We start from the raw sequence: 14,756 nt of genomic DNA on the forward strand, positions 1-14,756 counted from the left end.
TTGCGCTTTCGGGGCCGTCGCGCAAGCCGGAAGTCAAGAACCTGTGATTGCTGAAATAGTTTTGAACTTGTGCGCTTTTCGCACGTTTTGTCGTATCGTCAGGTTTTTCCCTCTTGGCGTGTATTACTTGGGGACGACGGATCTCTCTCCCGTCGTCCCTTTCTTTATGCGCTCCAGCGGGGTTGCAGGTCTCCGGATCTGGATGTGGCGGAGTAGACCCCCCGAGCAATGGCCCGCGCCAGTACCGAGGCCGCGGCATGTCCCAGTTGGAACGGAGTCGACAAAGGGTCCGGCATGGGCTTCGTGCCGGTCGAGACCGCGAAAACCAGATCCCCGTCATGGGGTGTGTGGCTGGGCACAATGGCGCGGGCCATGCCGTCTTGGGCGGCTGTGGCCAGCCGTGTCAGCGCAGCCTTGTCCATGACGGCGTCGGTGGCGACGATGGCGATGGTCGTGGCCTCGCCCAGACGTTTTGTCATCCGTGGCTCAAGGGTGCCGTCAAAGGGTCCGTCCAGCCCCAGTCCACCGAACTCGCGGTCGAGCTCCCACGGGGCGGCCCAGAACTGACGGGTATCGCCAAGCGTCACCGAGCCAAGCGCGTTGACGGCAACGATAGCTCCCACCGTCAGGCCATTGTCCAGAACGGCCGAGGCCGAACCAAGGCCGCCTTTCCATTGATGGGTCAGCGCACCGGTACCAGCGCCCTCGCTTCCTAAGGCGAAATCGGTGCGGGCCGCATCAAGTGCTGCACGACCAAGCGCGGGATAAGGGTTCTGCGCCCAATTCTTGTCGCCTCCGTTCAGCAGGTCGAAGATGATGGCGCCCGGCACGATCGGAACGCGAACGGGGCCGATCTCGAAGCCCCGACCCATATGGCGCAGCCCTTCGGAGACGCCGTCGCAGGCGGCCAGTCCAAAGGTTGAGCCGCCGGAAAGGACCAGCGCATCCACGCACTGTACCATCTTGTCTGGGGCCAGAAGCTCGGTCTCGCGCGTGCCGGGTGCGCCGCCCATGACATTGACCCCGCATGCCATAGGCGCATCAGCGATCAGCACGGTTACACCCGAGCGCAGGTCGTCATCGCGCGCATTGCCAATCCGCAGGCCAGAGACATCGGTGATCAGATTGCGTGGACCTGCGCGCATGAGAGAGCCTTTTTGCTGTTATGGCCCCTGATCCGAACCCGAGCGGGGCCTGTGACGTTGCACGAAGGTATTGCCGCGCTTAAATCCACGGCAAGTCTTTTGAAAGGATGCGCTAATGACCGCTCTCCTCCACCGTATTTACGGGCGTCCGCTGGATGCACCGGTTCCCGCAGGTTTCGATCAGGCCATTTTCGGAATGGGCTGCTATTGGGGCGTCGAACGCTTGTTCTGGCAGCTTGACGGAGTCTGGTTGACCGAGGTCGGCTTTGCTGGCGGAACCGTGGAAAACCCGACCTACAAGCAGGTCTGCGAAGGCAATACCGCCCATGCCGAGGTTGTCCGCCTGATCTATGACAGTTCGCGCATCAGCTACGAGCGCTTGTTGCAGGTGTTCTGGGAAAACCATAACCCGACCCAAGGCAACCGTCAGGGCAATGACATCGGTTCGCAGTATCGCTCGCTGATCATGTATTACACCGACAGCCAGAAAACGTCGGCCGAACTCAGCAAGGCAGATTATGGTAACCGGCTCGCGGTGGAAGGTTTCCGCGCGATCACCACCCAGATCGAACCGGCCGGACCGTTCTATCTGGCCGAGGAAGATCACCAGCAATATCTGGACCGTTATCCTGACGGCTATTGCGGGCTGCGCGGCACGGGCGTACAGGCCCCTTTGACTGATATTCCCGAGGAAATCTAATGCCCACATGGACCGCGCTGACCCAGACCGCCGGCCGCGAGGCCGCCGAGGCCTTGGCTGAAATGGGTGAAGATCTGACCCCTGAACCCGTTGGCAGCGGCGTTTTCGAAATCGAGGACGGCAGCGACCGCTGGGAAGTGGGGCTGTATTTCACCGAAGCTCCCGACGAGATAGCGTTGACGTTGATGGCTGCGGCTTTTGGCGCGGATCCCTTCATCATTTCGGAATTGCCCGAGGTGGATTGGGTCGCGCATGTCAAACGCGAATTATCTCCGGTCGAGGCGGGGCGGTTCTTCGTCCATGGCAGCCACGATGCCGACAAAGTCCCCGCCGGGTCCGAGGCGTTGCTGATCGAGGCCGCGATGGCCTTTGGCACCGGCCATCACAGCACGACCAAAGGTTGCCTGCTGGCGCTGGATCGCCTGATCGAGTCTGGTGCCACGCCCGAGCGTATTGTCGATATCGGATGCGGCACGGCGGTTCTGGCAATGGCTGCCGCGCGGGTTTTTCCGGTCGTGGTTCTGGCGGGGGATATCGACCCTCTGGCAGTCGATGTTGCCAAGGCGAATGTCATTGCGAACGGGCTGGATGGCCGCGTCGAATGTGTCGAAGCCGTCGGTTTCGACCAACCTCTGATCGAAGGCGCTGCGCCATTCGATCTGGTTTTCGCCAATATCCTGAAGCAGCCGTTGATCGATCTGGTGCCGGATATGGCCCGCTATATCGCTCGGGGCGGCAAGGCGATCCTGTCGGGCATTCTGACCACCCAAGCCGATGAGGTGACTGCGGCCTATAAGGCCGGAGGGCTGGAGCTGGACCGTCGCGACGATTACGGCGAGTGGTCCACGCTGGTCGTGACCCGTATCTGACCGAAAACCCGCCTAGATGGCGGGTTTTTTCGATTTGCCCGATCATTGGACATGAAAAAGGCCCCTTGGGGAGTTTCCCCTGGGGCCGTTCTCGTTATAGCAGCAACGCTTCGATTAGCGAGCGTGCGCAACCCGTTCGATATCACCGCGGGTCAGACCGATATCGTCCAATTCGCGGTCGGAAAGGCGGCTCAGCGCGTTTTTCGTAACGCGTGCATCATTCCAGGCAGCCACTGCCGCCAGAAGTTTCGAGCCAATACCGAAAGAGCGCGTCCCGCCATGGACGCGGTTCGTGTCAATCGCCGACATCATTTCACCTGTGTTTGAAGTTGCCCTAAATCCGGGCGTTTATCTGATGAGAAGCATATAGGCTGGGCAAAGTTAAAATTCCACGAACACCGCGGCATTTCCGCTATGCGTCGAATGCATAAGGCGCAGATTTCATTTGTTTTTTGAGTGGAAGGGCCAGAATTGGCTTTCTCGCGCAATTAATCTGCGGGATTCGCTAAGGTTACGCAGATTAATTGCACAAAATTCTCAGTATCGGCTTAGCGCCAATCACCCAATTCCGATTGCCACAACGCGAGTGCAGCCACGGCGGCGGTGTCGGCACGCAGGATACGGGGGCCAAGTGATATGCGCGTGACACAATGCATCGCGCAAAGCCGCTTTCGTTCTGATTCGGAGAACCCGCCCTCGGGGCCAATCAGGATCGCCCATGGCCCCTTTTCCAAGCCCGCAAGGGTTTCTGCCGCACCGACCAGCGCCTCATCGGCCCATAAGATCCGGCGCGTGACGTCCCAACCGTCCAGAACGCGCGGCAATGGGACAAGATCCGTGACCTCGGGAACGAAAGTGCCGCCGCATTGCTCGGCGGCTTCGACGGCATGGGCTTGCAGCCGGTCCTGCCGGATACGTTCGGAATTGGTGAAGTCGGTCTGAACTGGCAAGATGCGGGCCGCGCCCAACTCGGCGGCTTTCTCGACGATGAAATCGGTGCGGGCCTTCTTGATTGGAGCGAACATCAGCCACAGGTCGGGCGGGTCCATCTGCGGCGCCGACTGCCTTTGCGGCACGACCTCGCCATTGCGTTTTGCCAGACGCTCGATCCGTGCCAGCCATTCGCCATCCTGCCCATTGAACAGCAGGATTTCGTCACCCGGTCCCTGCCGCATGACCGAGGAAAGATAATGGGCCTGATCGGTATTCAGCGCGATGCCTTGTCCGAGTGCCAGCGGGTGATCTATGAACAGCCTGATTTTCGCCATGATGGGGCGCAGACTAATGCATACCGACCGCCAGACGCCAGAGGCCCACCGCAGCGTCGCCGATGCACCCGCAGATAATTGGGTTGATCGCTACGCTCCTGCAGGCTGGCGGCCATGGCTGCGCCTGTCGCGGGCCGACCGCCCTATCGGGACGTGGTTGCTGTTGCTGCCCTGCTGGTGGGGCGTGGGACTGGCAATGATCTCGGGCGCTCCGATGTGGCGCGACCTGTGGATCGCGGTTGCCTGCGCATTGGGTGCGATCCTGATGCGGGGCGCGGGCTGCACATGGAATGACATTACGGATCGCGATATCGATGCAAAAGTCAGCCGGACGCGTTCGCGGCCGATCCCTTCGGGGCAGGTGACTGTGACAGGCGCGTATCTTTGGCTGATCGCGCAATGTCTGGTCGGGTTCCTGATCTTGCTGACACTGGGCAGCGCGGCGATCTGGCTGGGCGTGGCGTCACTGGCGCTGGTCGCGATCTATCCTTTTGCCAAACGCTTCACGTGGTGGCCGCAGGTCTTTCTGGGGCTGGCTTTCAACTGGGGTGCGCTGCTGGCTTGGGCAGCGCATATGGGCAACATCGCCCCCGCACCGGTGCTGGCCTATCTTGCGGGGATTGCGTGGACGATCTTTTACGACACCATCTATGCCCATCAGGACGCCGAGGACGACGCCCTGATCGGGGTGAAATCCACAGCGCGTCTGTTCGGACGTGATTCGAAGCGCTGGCTGACTTGGTTCGGTGCGGCCTCGGTCGCGCTTCTGGTGTTGGCTGTGCTGGCCGCCGGTGCCAAAGGGGTAAGCCTGACCCTTGCGCTGGTGGGGATTGCGGGCTTTGCCGCGCATCTTTTGTGGCAACTCAAGCGCTTCGACATGGATGACAGTGCGGGGTGCCTCAGGCTTTTTCGTTCCAATCGCGATGCCGGCCTGATCGTTGCGCTGTTTCTCGCCTTGTCGGGGCTGGTCTGATTGCGATTTCCCGTCGCTGGCGTTAAACGCCGACGGTCGGAAATAGCCCGAAGGTCCCCCCGATGGCCAATCCAAAGCCACGCCGCGGTCTTGCCGTGGTCACCAGTATCATTGCACTCGTCGCGGCGGGCGGCCTGTCCTATCTGGCTGCCGAGGCAGCAACGGATTTCCTTGGCAACCGCTCCGAGGCAGAGGTGTCCGAGGCGCTACACCTTGGTGGCTATGATTTTGCAAACGTCGAGGCCGACGGGTTGATTGTCCGCTTGTCGGGGACTGCTCCGGACGAGGTCCAGCGTTTTCGGGCCAAATCCCAAGCCGAGAACGTGATCGGTGCGGACCGTGTTGTCGACAATATGCAGGTTGCCACCCGCGCGAGCATTGGTACCCCGACGTTCGAGGTCGAGCTGTTGCGCAACGATCAGGGAATTTCGGTCGTCGGTCTGGTGCCTGCCTCGCTTGATCGCAATGCGATGGTCACGACCCTGCAAGGCGTGACCACCGAAAGCAAAGTCTCGGATCTGGTCGAGACGGCCGATTATCCCGAACCCGAGGGCTGGGATGCAGCCTTCGATTTCGGTCTTGAGGCGGCGCAGCTTGCCAAGCGCGCCAAGATCTCGATCGAGCCGGGCAAGGTGTCGATCCGCGCCATCACCGACAGTGACGCCGAAAAAGCCGCGCTTGAGGCCGCATTGCACCGCGCAAAGCCCAAGAACGTTACATTGCAGGCCGAGATCACCGCGCCGCGCCCCGTCATCACGCCCTTTACGCTGCGCTTTGTGAAGGACGAACATGGCGCACGGTTCGACGCGTGCTCGGCTGACTCCGAAGCCGGTCTGAAGCGGATCGTGGATGTTGGCGTCAAGGCGGGGATTCCGGGCCAGCCGCCCTGCCGTCTGGGCCTTGGTGCACCGACCTCGCACTGGTCCGAAGCTGCGGTTCCGGCTATCGAGGCCGTCGCTGCGATGGGGGCCGGATCGGTGACGATCTCGAACACCGATATTGCGCTTTATGCTCCGGCATCGGTCAATGCCGACGTTTTCAACGAGGCGGTCGGTCGTCTTGACGGCGCGCTTTCGCCCCTGTTCAAGCTGACGACACGGCACGAAAAGAAAGCGGGCGAACAGGACGAACCTGCCCGTTTCAGTGCCATTCTGGACCGCAGTGGGGTCACCCTGCGCGGAGCAGTCACCGATGAGCGGATGCGCAATGCCGTCGACAGCCTTGCCCGCTCGCGTTTTAGCAAAGTCGATAATGCGCTGAGCGTGGATGACAGCATGCCTTCGGGCTGGACCATGCGCATGATTGCGGCGATGGAGGCGCTCGCCGCATTGGAGAGTGGTGTGGTCCATGTGACCCCCGATCTGATCCGGCTCGAGGGTATCTCGGGCAATCAAAGCGCCTCGGATTTGCTGGCGGCGCGATTGTCGCAACGACTGGGAGCCGGTGCGCATTACGAGCTTTCGGTGCGCTACGACCGCAGGCTTGATCCTTTGGTCAAGATTCCCGGCGGCGTGGAATGTGTCGACGGGCTGAACGCGGCGATGCATGAATCCGAGATCGGTTTCGAGCCCTCGAAATCGGTCATCGCCGGTGACCCGCAACCGACGCTGGAACGCCTTGCGACGATCATGGCCGAATGCGGCGATTATCGTTTGGAAGTCGGCGGGCATACGGATTCGCAAGGTTCCGAGGATCTGAATGCCGAATTGTCGCGCACCCGTGCGCTGGCGGTTCTGGACGCGATGAAGGAACATGGCATCGACATCACGAACATGGTCGCCAAGGGCTATGGGGAAAGCCGTCCGATTGCCGGGAATGACACGGAGGAGGGGCGTGAGGCGAACCGCCGGATCGAATTTACCCTGCTGTCCGACGAACCGCTGACCAAGGAAGAAGTCGCGCCGGCGACAAATGTCAGCGGCGTAACCGACTCGGTCGAGGCAACCGAGGCTCGGACTGCACAGGCGACGGCCGCGGCGGCCACCGGTGCCTTGCCGGTCGCCTTGGGTGATGATGCGCCCAAGGCAGATCAACCTACCGCGTCCGATGCCATCGACCCCGATGCGCCGCCTGTTACCGTGACCGACCCCGTCGTGCTTGAGAAACTGATCGAGGCGCTGACCGTTCCTGCACTCGAAGCGGCCTTCCCTGACAATAGCGAAGGGGTGATGGGGCCCGAGGGTCAAAGCGAAACCGACGGGGCCGCGACGACCAAAGAATGACAGTGCTGGCATAACAGGCTAGAGAAGCTCAGTTCCTCAAGCTCGTTACACCTGAAAGCCGACCATGAATCGCAACGAATTCATCATTGCAACCGCGATCATTCTATTTACCGCCTTCATCCTTGGTTGGCTTGTCAGTTGGCTGGTCCTGCGCCTGAGCCGGGTCACTCCGACCCAGATGGACGAGCTGGACGATATGGCCCAGAAGCTGCACGAAGCCGATGAAGAACGTCACCGCGCCATTCGTGTTCTGGAACTGCGCGAGGCCCAGTTGATCGAGGAACTGGGGCGGACCAAAAACGAATTGCTGTTGGCCAAGGGCAATATCAAGGAAAGTCAGGCCGAGATCGAGGAATTGCGCGAATATATCGACCGCCAACTGGGTCGCAAATCCTGAACGAAAAACGCCCGGTCAACCAACCGGGCGTTTTCTTTGGTCCAAGTGGCTCGGATCAGACGCCGGCTTCGATGATCGCGCGGGCCAGGATCGGAACGGTGGTGTCATTCAGGCCAGCAATGTTCAGACGCGAATCGCCGACCATGTAGATGCCGAATTCTTCCTTCATCTTGGCGACCTGCTCGGGCGAGCAGCCAAGACGCGAGAACATGCCGCGATGTTCCGCAATGAAGCCGAAACGGTCCGAGCCCGACAGTGTCCCAAGCTCGGAGGCCAGTTGCGAACGCAGGCGCAGCATTCCGTTGCGGACGTCTTCCAGTTCGGCCATCCAGTCGGCACGCAGTTCTGCGTCGTTCAGGATGGTCGCGACGATTTTCGCGCCGTGGAAAGGCGGGAACGAATAGGTCTGGCGGTTCAGATAGGCCATCGAGCCTTGCGCCAGATCCTTGGTCGCCTTGTCTTCGCACAGAGCCAGCAGGATGCCGGTGCGCTCGCGGTAGATGCCGAAGTTCTTGCTGCACGAAGCAGCGATCAGCACTTCCGGAATGCGCGAGGCGATCAGGCGGGTGCCCGCCGCGTCTTCTTCCAGACCATCGCCAAAGCCCTGATAGGCCAGGTCGATCAGGGGCGTAGCGCCGGTTTTCTCAAGGATCGAGGCGACCTCGGCCCATTGCTCGATGTTCAGGTTCGCTCCGGTCGGATTGTGGCAGCAACCATGCAGCAGCACCACGTCGCCTTTTTTCGCCGCCGAGATGTCCTCGACCATGGCTTCGAAATTGACGGCGCGGGTCTCGCTGTCGAAATAGCGGTAGGTGACGACCGGCAGACCCATGAAGTTCATGATCGAGATGTGGTTCGGCCAGGTCGGGTCGCTGACAAACACGCGCAGGTCGGGATTGGCCAGACGGGCCAGTTCCAGCGCCTGGCGGATCGCGCCGGTGCCGCCGACAGTTGCCAGCGCAGCAGTTGTCTCGGGCTTGTAGCCGTCGGCAAGGATCATCTCGCCCATGGCTTTTTGGAAGTCGGGCTCACCGGCCAGACCGGCATAGGTCTTGGTCGTTTCGGTTTCCAGCATGCGTTTTTCAGCAGCCAGAACGGCGCGCATGATCGGGGTATGGCCGGTCGCGTCCTTATAGACCCCGACGCCAAGGTCGATCTTGCCCTGACGGGTATCGGCCTTGAACTCGCCCATCAGGGCCAGAATTTTATCGGGGGCTTGCGGTTTCAGATTGCCCAGCATCACGCGTCTCCGGTTGCGATTTTAAGGTCCGGGAAGCTGCCCCATTCGGCCCAGCTTCCGTCGTAAAGCGAGTGGTCGATATGTCCGATGCGATCGAGCGCAAGGAACAGGATTGCCGCCGTCACACCCGAGCCGCAGGTCGTGATGGCGGGTTTTGTAAGGTCGACACCGGCTGCCTGAAACTCGGCAACGAGCGCTTCCTTGGATTTCATCGTGCCGTCGGCATTGAACAGGCGGCCATAGGGCAGGTTTTTCGAGCCGGGAATGTGGCCCGAGCGTAGCCCTGCGCGCGGTTCGGCAGCTTCGCCGCGAAAGCGCGGCTCCCCTCGTGCATCTATGATCTGGTGCGAGTCAAGCTTGCTGGCCGCCGCGACCTGCGTGACGTCACGGACCAGATCCGCTTGATATGTGGCGGTCAACTCGCGCGTCTGGACCACGGGCTTGCCCGCCTCGACCGCGCGGCCCTCGGCCAGCCATTTGCCCAAGCCGCCGTCCAGCACGGCGACGTCGGTCTTGCCCATCAGGCGGAAGGTCCACCAGACGCGCGCTGCAGACCGGACCGGAGAGTTGTCATAGACCACGACTCGATCAGCATCGCCGATCCCCAGTCCGCCCATCCGGTTCGCGAATGTCTCGGGCGTGGGGGCCATGTGGGGCAGGGGGCTGTTCTGGTCGGTGATCGCGTCCAGATCGAAGAATTGTGCGCCGGGTATATGGGCAGCGGCATATTCCGAACGGGCATCGCGGCCCGTGTCAAGGAACCATGTCGCGTCCAGAATGCGCAGGTCGGGATCGTGCAGATGCGCGGCCAGCCACCCGGTCGAAACGAGCGATCTTGGATCTTCGGAATCTGTCGGCATCGTCCTTCCCCCGGGCAGACGCGAAAGCGTCTTTCCTCTAACCGCAGGGGCGCGGCTTCGCAATGCCCGAAGCCGTCAGCCGTGCTTCAGCAAACGCTGTTTCTGGCGGTTCCAGTCGCGCTTGGCGTCGGTCTCACGCTTGTCGTGGTTCTTCTTGCCCTTGGCGACGCCGATCTTCAGCTTCACCATGCCGCGATCATTGAAATACATGACCAGCGGGATCAGCGTCATGCCCTCGCGCCCGATCGCCTGCCACAAGCGGGCCAGTTCCTTGCGCGAGACCAGCAGTTTGCGCCGCCGCCGTTCTTCGTGGCCAAAGACGCCGGCCTGCTTGTAGGCCGCGATATAGCCGTTGATCAGCCATAGCTCGCCCTGTTCGACCGAGGCATAGCTTTCGGCAATGTTCGACTGGCCGGTGCGCAGGCTTTTCACCTCGGAACCGGTCAGGACAATGCCGACCTCGAGGTCGTTTTCGATGAAGTAATCGAAACGCGCGCGCCGGTTCTCGGCGATGATTTTGTAGTTGGGATCAGATTTGGCAGCCATGATCGGGCAGAGATAGGGGCCTATAGGGGCAAAGTAAAGATTTCGCGGGCTAAAGCTTCAGCAACATCACCAAAGCCGCCGCCAGAACGGCATTGACCGGAACCGTCACGACCCATGCCCCCAGAATCGTCCGGACATGCGAGCGGCGGACAAGATGTCGGCGGCGGATTTCCTCATCGGGCATGGGCGCGCGTTTCTTGGTACGCTGCCGGTCGCGCCATTCGCGGTAGAAGCCGACGCCGAACACGCCGCCGACCGAGACATGTGTGGTCGAGACCGGCAGACCCGCCAGCGAAAACCCCAGCACCGTGACTGCCGTAGCCAGCGCGATGCACAGCGCGCGCGACGGGTTGAGGCGGGTGATGCGGCTGCCGACCATATGGACCAGTCGCCCGCCGAACAGCACGATCCCCACGGCGATGCCCAGACCCGACAGCAGCAGCACCATCTGCTGGTTCATCAGCGGTACGCCCGTTTCCGAGATGTGTTGCAGGATGATCGTCAGCGGAGCCGCGATGTTCGAGGTATCGTTCGCGCCGTGACCAAAGCCCATCACTAGGGCCGTCGCGACCAGCGGAACACCCAGCAGGCGCTCCAATGCCTGCTTCTTGCCTGCCTCGCGCCGGATCTGACGACCCAGCATGACATGCGCGTAGCCCGCGCCCAGTCCTGCGCCGATCAGGGCCAGAGCCAGCACCTTGGACCATCCCAGATCCTGGAACGCGACCGAGGCCATGGCGACCAGCAGCGCCGCCGTTGCTGCCACCAGCACGGTCAGCCAGATCCGTCCGGCGGGAATGGGGTCGTCCTTGTCCAGAACCCGCCGGTGCAGCACCGACAGGAACATTGCGGCCAAAACCCCCGATATGACCGGAGACACGATCCAGCCAACGGCAATCGCAGCCATCGCGCCCCAGTTCACCGCTCCGAAGCCGAAAGTGGCGATACCTGCGCCGGCAATCGCGCCGACGACCGAATGGGTGGTGCTGACCGGCGCGTTCAGGCGGGTAGCAAGGCTGATCCAGCTTGCCGCGCCGATCAGGGCCGCCAGCATCATCTTGGCGGTGGGCATGCCTTGTCCCAGCGTATCACCGACCAGACCTTCGGTCAGGGTGCGGGTTACGGCCCCGCCCGCCAGAACAGCACCCAACACATCCATTCCGGCCACAAGGAACAGGCCGGTGGTCAACCCGATCGCTCCGGCCCCGACTGCAGGTCCCAAGGCGTTCGAGACGTCGTTCGCGCCAATCGACAAAGCCAGATAAGTCGCAATTGCAACCGAAGCCGCCATGATCCCCAGCAGGGGTTGTCCGGCAAGCGTTGCCGCCGCGAATTCCGCCGCCGCCGCGATAAAGACGAAAGCCAGACCGATCCGCACCAAAGGACGTGCCGATGCCGAGGCTGCGCGCTCGGCATTGGTGACCCGACCAAGGTCCTTGTCTAGGATGCGGTACTCCCGCTCGTTGGGCGACATTTCAGGCCTGTTTTCCCGCTTTTGCCGGAAGCGCGCGGAGGAGTTTCTTCAATCCGGTTTCCGCGACAAGTTCTGCCGCGCGTTCGGGACTATACCAACGGCGCTTGCGCTGCGAGTCCTCTGGAAACTCATCGACCAGCCCATCGACCTCAAGAACAAAGACATGCACCTCGACGGGGATGGCAAAGCCGCGATCCTGCTGCTTGTCGTAGTGGTAGGTCCCGACCGCGTCCTGATCCACCTTGCCACGAACGCCCGCTTCCTCCCAAGCCTCTTGTTTGGCGGCATCGGCCAGACTGCGACCGGGCATCGGCCAGCCTTTGGGCACGATCCATCGGCCGGTGCCGCGACTGGTCACCAGCAGAACCTTGCCTTTGCGGCTATCCATGCACAAGGCCGCCACCTGAATTTCCGGCGGCTTATGGCCCAGAAGTCGGCCCAGTTTGTCGCGTAGAGTCTTCTTCACTCTCCCCCCTCGTTCTCGCGGACTTTGCCGCGCAGGGACTTGACCGTCCCTTTTTGTGTTTTTGCCGCGAGCCGCCGACGCTGGCTTCCCAGTGTCGGACGGGTTGCGATCCGCTTGCGCGGTGCGACCAGCGCCTCGCGGATCAATTCGACCAGCCTCTCGCGGGCCAGTTCGCGGTTGCGGGCCTGACTGCGGGTTTCCTCGGCCCTGATCAGGACCGCCCCGTCATTCGTCCAGCGCCGTCCGGCCAGACGACGCAGACGAGCTTTCACGGCGGGGGTCAGATGGGGCGAGCGTTCGGCTTCGAACCGCAACTCGACGGCGGTTTCGACCTTGTTCACGTTCTGCCCACCCGGCCCTTGCGAGCGGCTGAACTGCTCGGAAAGTTCCCAGTCGTGAATCGTCAGATGATCATCTATGCGCAACATGAAGCGAATATGTCGCAAACTGCGGCGATGAAAAGACCGGCTTAAATCATCGCGGCGTCAAATCGGCGGGCTGCAATCTAATGGTCGCACTTGCGGATGCGCCGTTTGCGTCGATGACTGTCAATTGGGCAAATCCCGGACCGGGGTCGGGAAGGAGGCTTTCGGGCCGCGTCAAGCCAACCCCTGCCGGTGCGCCATTGACCAGAAATGTCCATGGCGAGCGTCCTCCGCGTGCCTTGACGACCAAGGGGCCGCTGGTTTCGATCAATGCCCCGTCGGGCGGAAATGTCAGCACCAAACGATCCGGAGCCGAGGGATTGGCCGCAATGCTGCTGACCTCGCCCGCAGGGGCGAAGCGCCGCAGTGGCAAGGGCAACGCGCTATTGGGCAAGGTCAGGGTTTGCGGCGGTGGGGGTGGCAGCGGGACCGGAGGCAGGGCGTCGAACAGATCGAACAGCACCGGAGCCGCCAGATCACCGCCGAACGCTCCGGGAACGGGCGTCCCGTCGGGCCGTCCCAGCCAGACCGCACCGACATACGCCCCGTCATAACCCACGGCCAGAGCATCGCGATGCCCGTAGGAGGTTCCCGTCTTGTAGGCCATCGGCCTGATCCGTGTCCCATGCGGAGCGGGGTTTCCGGCCAGCACATCGCCGACCTGCCAAGCAGCGACCGGACCGAACATGGCCAAGGGCAACTCGCGTGCGCCGCCCGGAAGCGCCGATAGCTCGATCCCCCGCCCACCTCGGGCCAGCGCCGCATATCCCGTGGCAAGCCCTTGCAGCGTCACGCCGCCGCCGCCCAGCATCAGCGCCAGGCCTGCGGTTTCCTCGGGCAGGCGCAGAGCGATCCCGCCTTGACGCAGGGTCTGCGCAACACGGTTCGGCCCGAGCGCATCTGCCAGTTTCACAACGGGAATATTCAGCGACCAGATCAGGGCCTGTCTTAGACTGACGGTTCCGCGGAAGATGTGATCGAAATTCTGCGGTTGCCAGCGTCCGAATGCGGCAGGGCGATCCTCGATCAGGGTTTCGGGATGGGCCAGTCCCGTATCGAAGGCAAGCCCGTAGACAAAGGGTTTCAGCGTCGATCCGGGCGAGCGCCATGCCTGCGTCATGTCTACAAATCCGGCAGAACCGCCATCGGTCCAATCCGCCGCCCCGACCTCGGCCAGGATCTCGCCCGTGCGGTGGTCCGCCAGCATGATCGCGGCCGACAACCTGCGACCTGCGCCCCGCACCGCGCGCGAGGCAAGTTCCTCGGCCCGACGTTGCAGACGCGGGTCGATCGTGGTCTCGATCCGGCCGACATTGGGATGGGTGCGGACCAGCCGTGCCGTCAACAGCGGCGCCAAGGCCGGAAATGCCCGCCGCTTTCGCGGCACCGGTTCGGCCATGGCCGCGCCTGCATCTGCATCCGACAGCAGTCCCGCGTGAACCGCCCGCGCCAGAACGCGATCGCGTGCCTTGCGTGCGGTGTCAGGAAAACGATCCGGGCGTCTGCGTTCCGGCGATTGTGGCAAGGCGACCAGCAAGGCGGCCTCGGCAGGGGAAAGCCGCGTCGGCTCTTTTCCGAACCATTGCAGACTGGCGGCGCGAATACCCTCGACATTCGCGCCATAGGGCGCAAGCCGCAGATACAGATCAAGGATCTGGCGCTTGGACAACCTCCGCTCCAGCGCAAGGGCCAGCCGGATCTGTCGGGCTTTGCCGCCCCATTCGCCGGTCGTGCCGCTTTCAAGCAGTCGCGCGACCTGCATGGTCAGAGTCGATCCCCCCGAGACGATGCGCCGATGCCAGAGCGCCTGTCCGCCAGCGCGCAGCAGCGCGACCGGATCGACGCCGCCATGGTGTTCGAACCGCTGGTCCTCCCACAGCATCAGCATATCAAGGAAAAGCGGATCGACATTGCCCGCGTCCAGCCGCCACCGACCGTCAGCGACCTGAAACGCGCGCAGCAGGCTATTGTCCCGCGCCAGCACCTCGACTCCGACAGTGACCTCAAGCCGCGGCAGTTCGGTCGCACCGATCCAGAGGTCAAACCGGTCTCGCGCTGCGGCAACCAGTCCCAGCGTCAGAACGGCGGTAATCATCGACAAGGCAACGCGGCGCGATCTCATAACCTATGAATACGTCATGGGCTGACCGGACAGAACGCCCTACGTCGTT

General features: G+C 62.3%; 15 protein-coding genes. 5 read left to right on the top strand and 10 right to left on the bottom strand.

What is annotated here, in order from left to right:
* Window positions 1–164: 164 nt before the first annotated feature.
* Window positions 165–1,145, bottom strand: a complete 981-nt coding sequence (locus tag GL286_RS07920) for a P1 family peptidase (RefSeq protein WP_155095025.1) — start codon at window positions 1,143–1,145, stop codon at window positions 165–167.
* 115 nt (window positions 1,146–1,260) lie between these two features.
* Between GL286_RS07920 and msrA the strand changes: the two genes are divergently transcribed.
* Together msrA and GL286_RS07930 are read left to right on the top strand one after the other, a co-directional pair.
* The gene (gene msrA, locus GL286_RS07925) at window positions 1,261–1,845 is read left to right on the top strand and encodes a peptide-methionine (S)-S-oxide reductase MsrA (protein ID WP_155095026.1); all 585 of its coding nucleotides are present in this window, start codon (window positions 1,261–1,263) and stop codon (window positions 1,843–1,845) included.
* Complete coding sequence (locus GL286_RS07930; RefSeq protein WP_155095027.1) at window positions 1,845–2,714, top strand: 50S ribosomal protein L11 methyltransferase; 870 nt, start codon at window positions 1,845–1,847, stop codon at window positions 2,712–2,714. Before msrA ends, GL286_RS07930 begins: the two co-directional genes overlap by 1 nt.
* A gap of 114 nt (window positions 2,715–2,828) precedes the next feature.
* On the opposite strand, the gene GL286_RS07935 is transcribed toward GL286_RS07930, so the two are convergent.
* Together GL286_RS07935 and GL286_RS07940 are read right to left on the bottom strand one after the other, a co-directional pair.
* Window positions 2,829–3,023, bottom strand: a complete 195-nt coding sequence (locus tag GL286_RS07935) for a DUF1127 domain-containing protein (RefSeq protein ID WP_155095028.1) — start codon at window positions 3,021–3,023, stop codon at window positions 2,829–2,831.
* Between the two features lie 239 nt (window positions 3,024–3,262).
* Complete coding sequence (locus GL286_RS07940) at window positions 3,263–3,982, bottom strand: 16S rRNA (uracil(1498)-N(3))-methyltransferase (RefSeq protein WP_155095029.1); 720 nt, start codon at window positions 3,980–3,982, stop codon at window positions 3,263–3,265.
* Between the two features lie 16 nt (window positions 3,983–3,998).
* Here GL286_RS07940 and ubiA point away from each other — a divergent pair, with 16 nt between their 5' ends.
* The 3 genes from ubiA (at window position 3,999) to GL286_RS07955 (ending at window position 7,574) form a co-directional block, all read left to right on the top strand.
* A complete protein-coding gene (gene ubiA / locus GL286_RS07945; RefSeq protein WP_155095199.1) occupies window positions 3,999–4,955 on the top strand; it encodes a 4-hydroxybenzoate octaprenyltransferase in 957 nt (318 codons plus the stop codon).
* A gap of 62 nt (window positions 4,956–5,017) precedes the next feature.
* Window positions 5,018–7,177, top strand: coding sequence for an OmpA family protein (locus GL286_RS07950; RefSeq protein WP_155095030.1), 2,160 nt, complete (start codon window positions 5,018–5,020; stop codon window positions 7,175–7,177).
* A 64-nt stretch (window positions 7,178–7,241) separates the two neighbouring features.
* Window positions 7,242–7,574 carry a hypothetical protein gene (locus tag GL286_RS07955; protein ID WP_155095031.1) on the top strand — a complete coding sequence of 111 codons (333 nt, stop codon included), beginning with the start codon at window positions 7,242–7,244 and terminating at the stop codon, window positions 7,572–7,574.
* A 55-nt stretch (window positions 7,575–7,629) separates the two neighbouring features.
* On the opposite strand, the gene GL286_RS07960 is transcribed toward GL286_RS07955, so the two are convergent.
* From GL286_RS07960 to pbpC, 7 genes are all read right to left on the bottom strand, one after another.
* Complete coding sequence (locus GL286_RS07960; RefSeq protein WP_155095032.1) at window positions 7,630–8,814, bottom strand: amino acid aminotransferase; 1,185 nt, start codon at window positions 8,812–8,814, stop codon at window positions 7,630–7,632.
* Window positions 8,814–9,674, bottom strand: coding sequence for a 3-mercaptopyruvate sulfurtransferase (sseA, locus tag GL286_RS07965; protein WP_155095033.1), 861 nt, complete (start codon window positions 9,672–9,674; stop codon window positions 8,814–8,816). The genes GL286_RS07960 and sseA overlap by 1 nt, the downstream gene beginning before the upstream one ends.
* Window positions 9,675–9,749: 75 nt before the next feature.
* Window positions 9,750–10,220, bottom strand: coding sequence for an SsrA-binding protein SmpB (gene smpB / locus GL286_RS07970; protein ID WP_155095034.1), 471 nt, complete (start codon window positions 10,218–10,220; stop codon window positions 9,750–9,752).
* A gap of 49 nt (window positions 10,221–10,269) precedes the next feature.
* Complete coding sequence (locus GL286_RS07975; protein WP_155095035.1) at window positions 10,270–11,694, bottom strand: inorganic phosphate transporter; 1,425 nt, start codon at window positions 11,692–11,694, stop codon at window positions 10,270–10,272.
* Between the two features lies 1 nt (window position 11,695).
* Window positions 11,696–12,160 carry an NUDIX hydrolase gene (locus GL286_RS07980; protein ID WP_343038850.1) on the bottom strand — a complete coding sequence of 155 codons (465 nt, stop codon included), beginning with the start codon at window positions 12,158–12,160 and terminating at the stop codon, window positions 11,696–11,698.
* Window positions 12,157–12,588 carry an alternative ribosome rescue aminoacyl-tRNA hydrolase ArfB gene (gene arfB, locus GL286_RS07985; protein ID WP_155095036.1) on the bottom strand — a complete coding sequence of 144 codons (432 nt, stop codon included), beginning with the start codon at window positions 12,586–12,588 and terminating at the stop codon, window positions 12,157–12,159. The genes GL286_RS07980 and arfB overlap by 4 nt, the downstream gene beginning before the upstream one ends.
* Window positions 12,589–12,634: 46 nt before the next feature.
* Window positions 12,635–14,707 carry a penicillin-binding protein 1C gene (pbpC, locus tag GL286_RS07990; protein ID WP_155095037.1) on the bottom strand — a complete coding sequence of 691 codons (2,073 nt, stop codon included), beginning with the start codon at window positions 14,705–14,707 and terminating at the stop codon, window positions 12,635–12,637.
* Between the last annotated feature and the right edge of the window lie 49 nt (window positions 14,708–14,756).

Origin of the sequence: Paracoccus aestuariivivens, from assembly GCF_009711225.1 — a bacterium.
GTDB lineage: Bacteria > Pseudomonadota > Alphaproteobacteria > Rhodobacterales > Rhodobacteraceae > Paracoccus > Paracoccus aestuariivivens.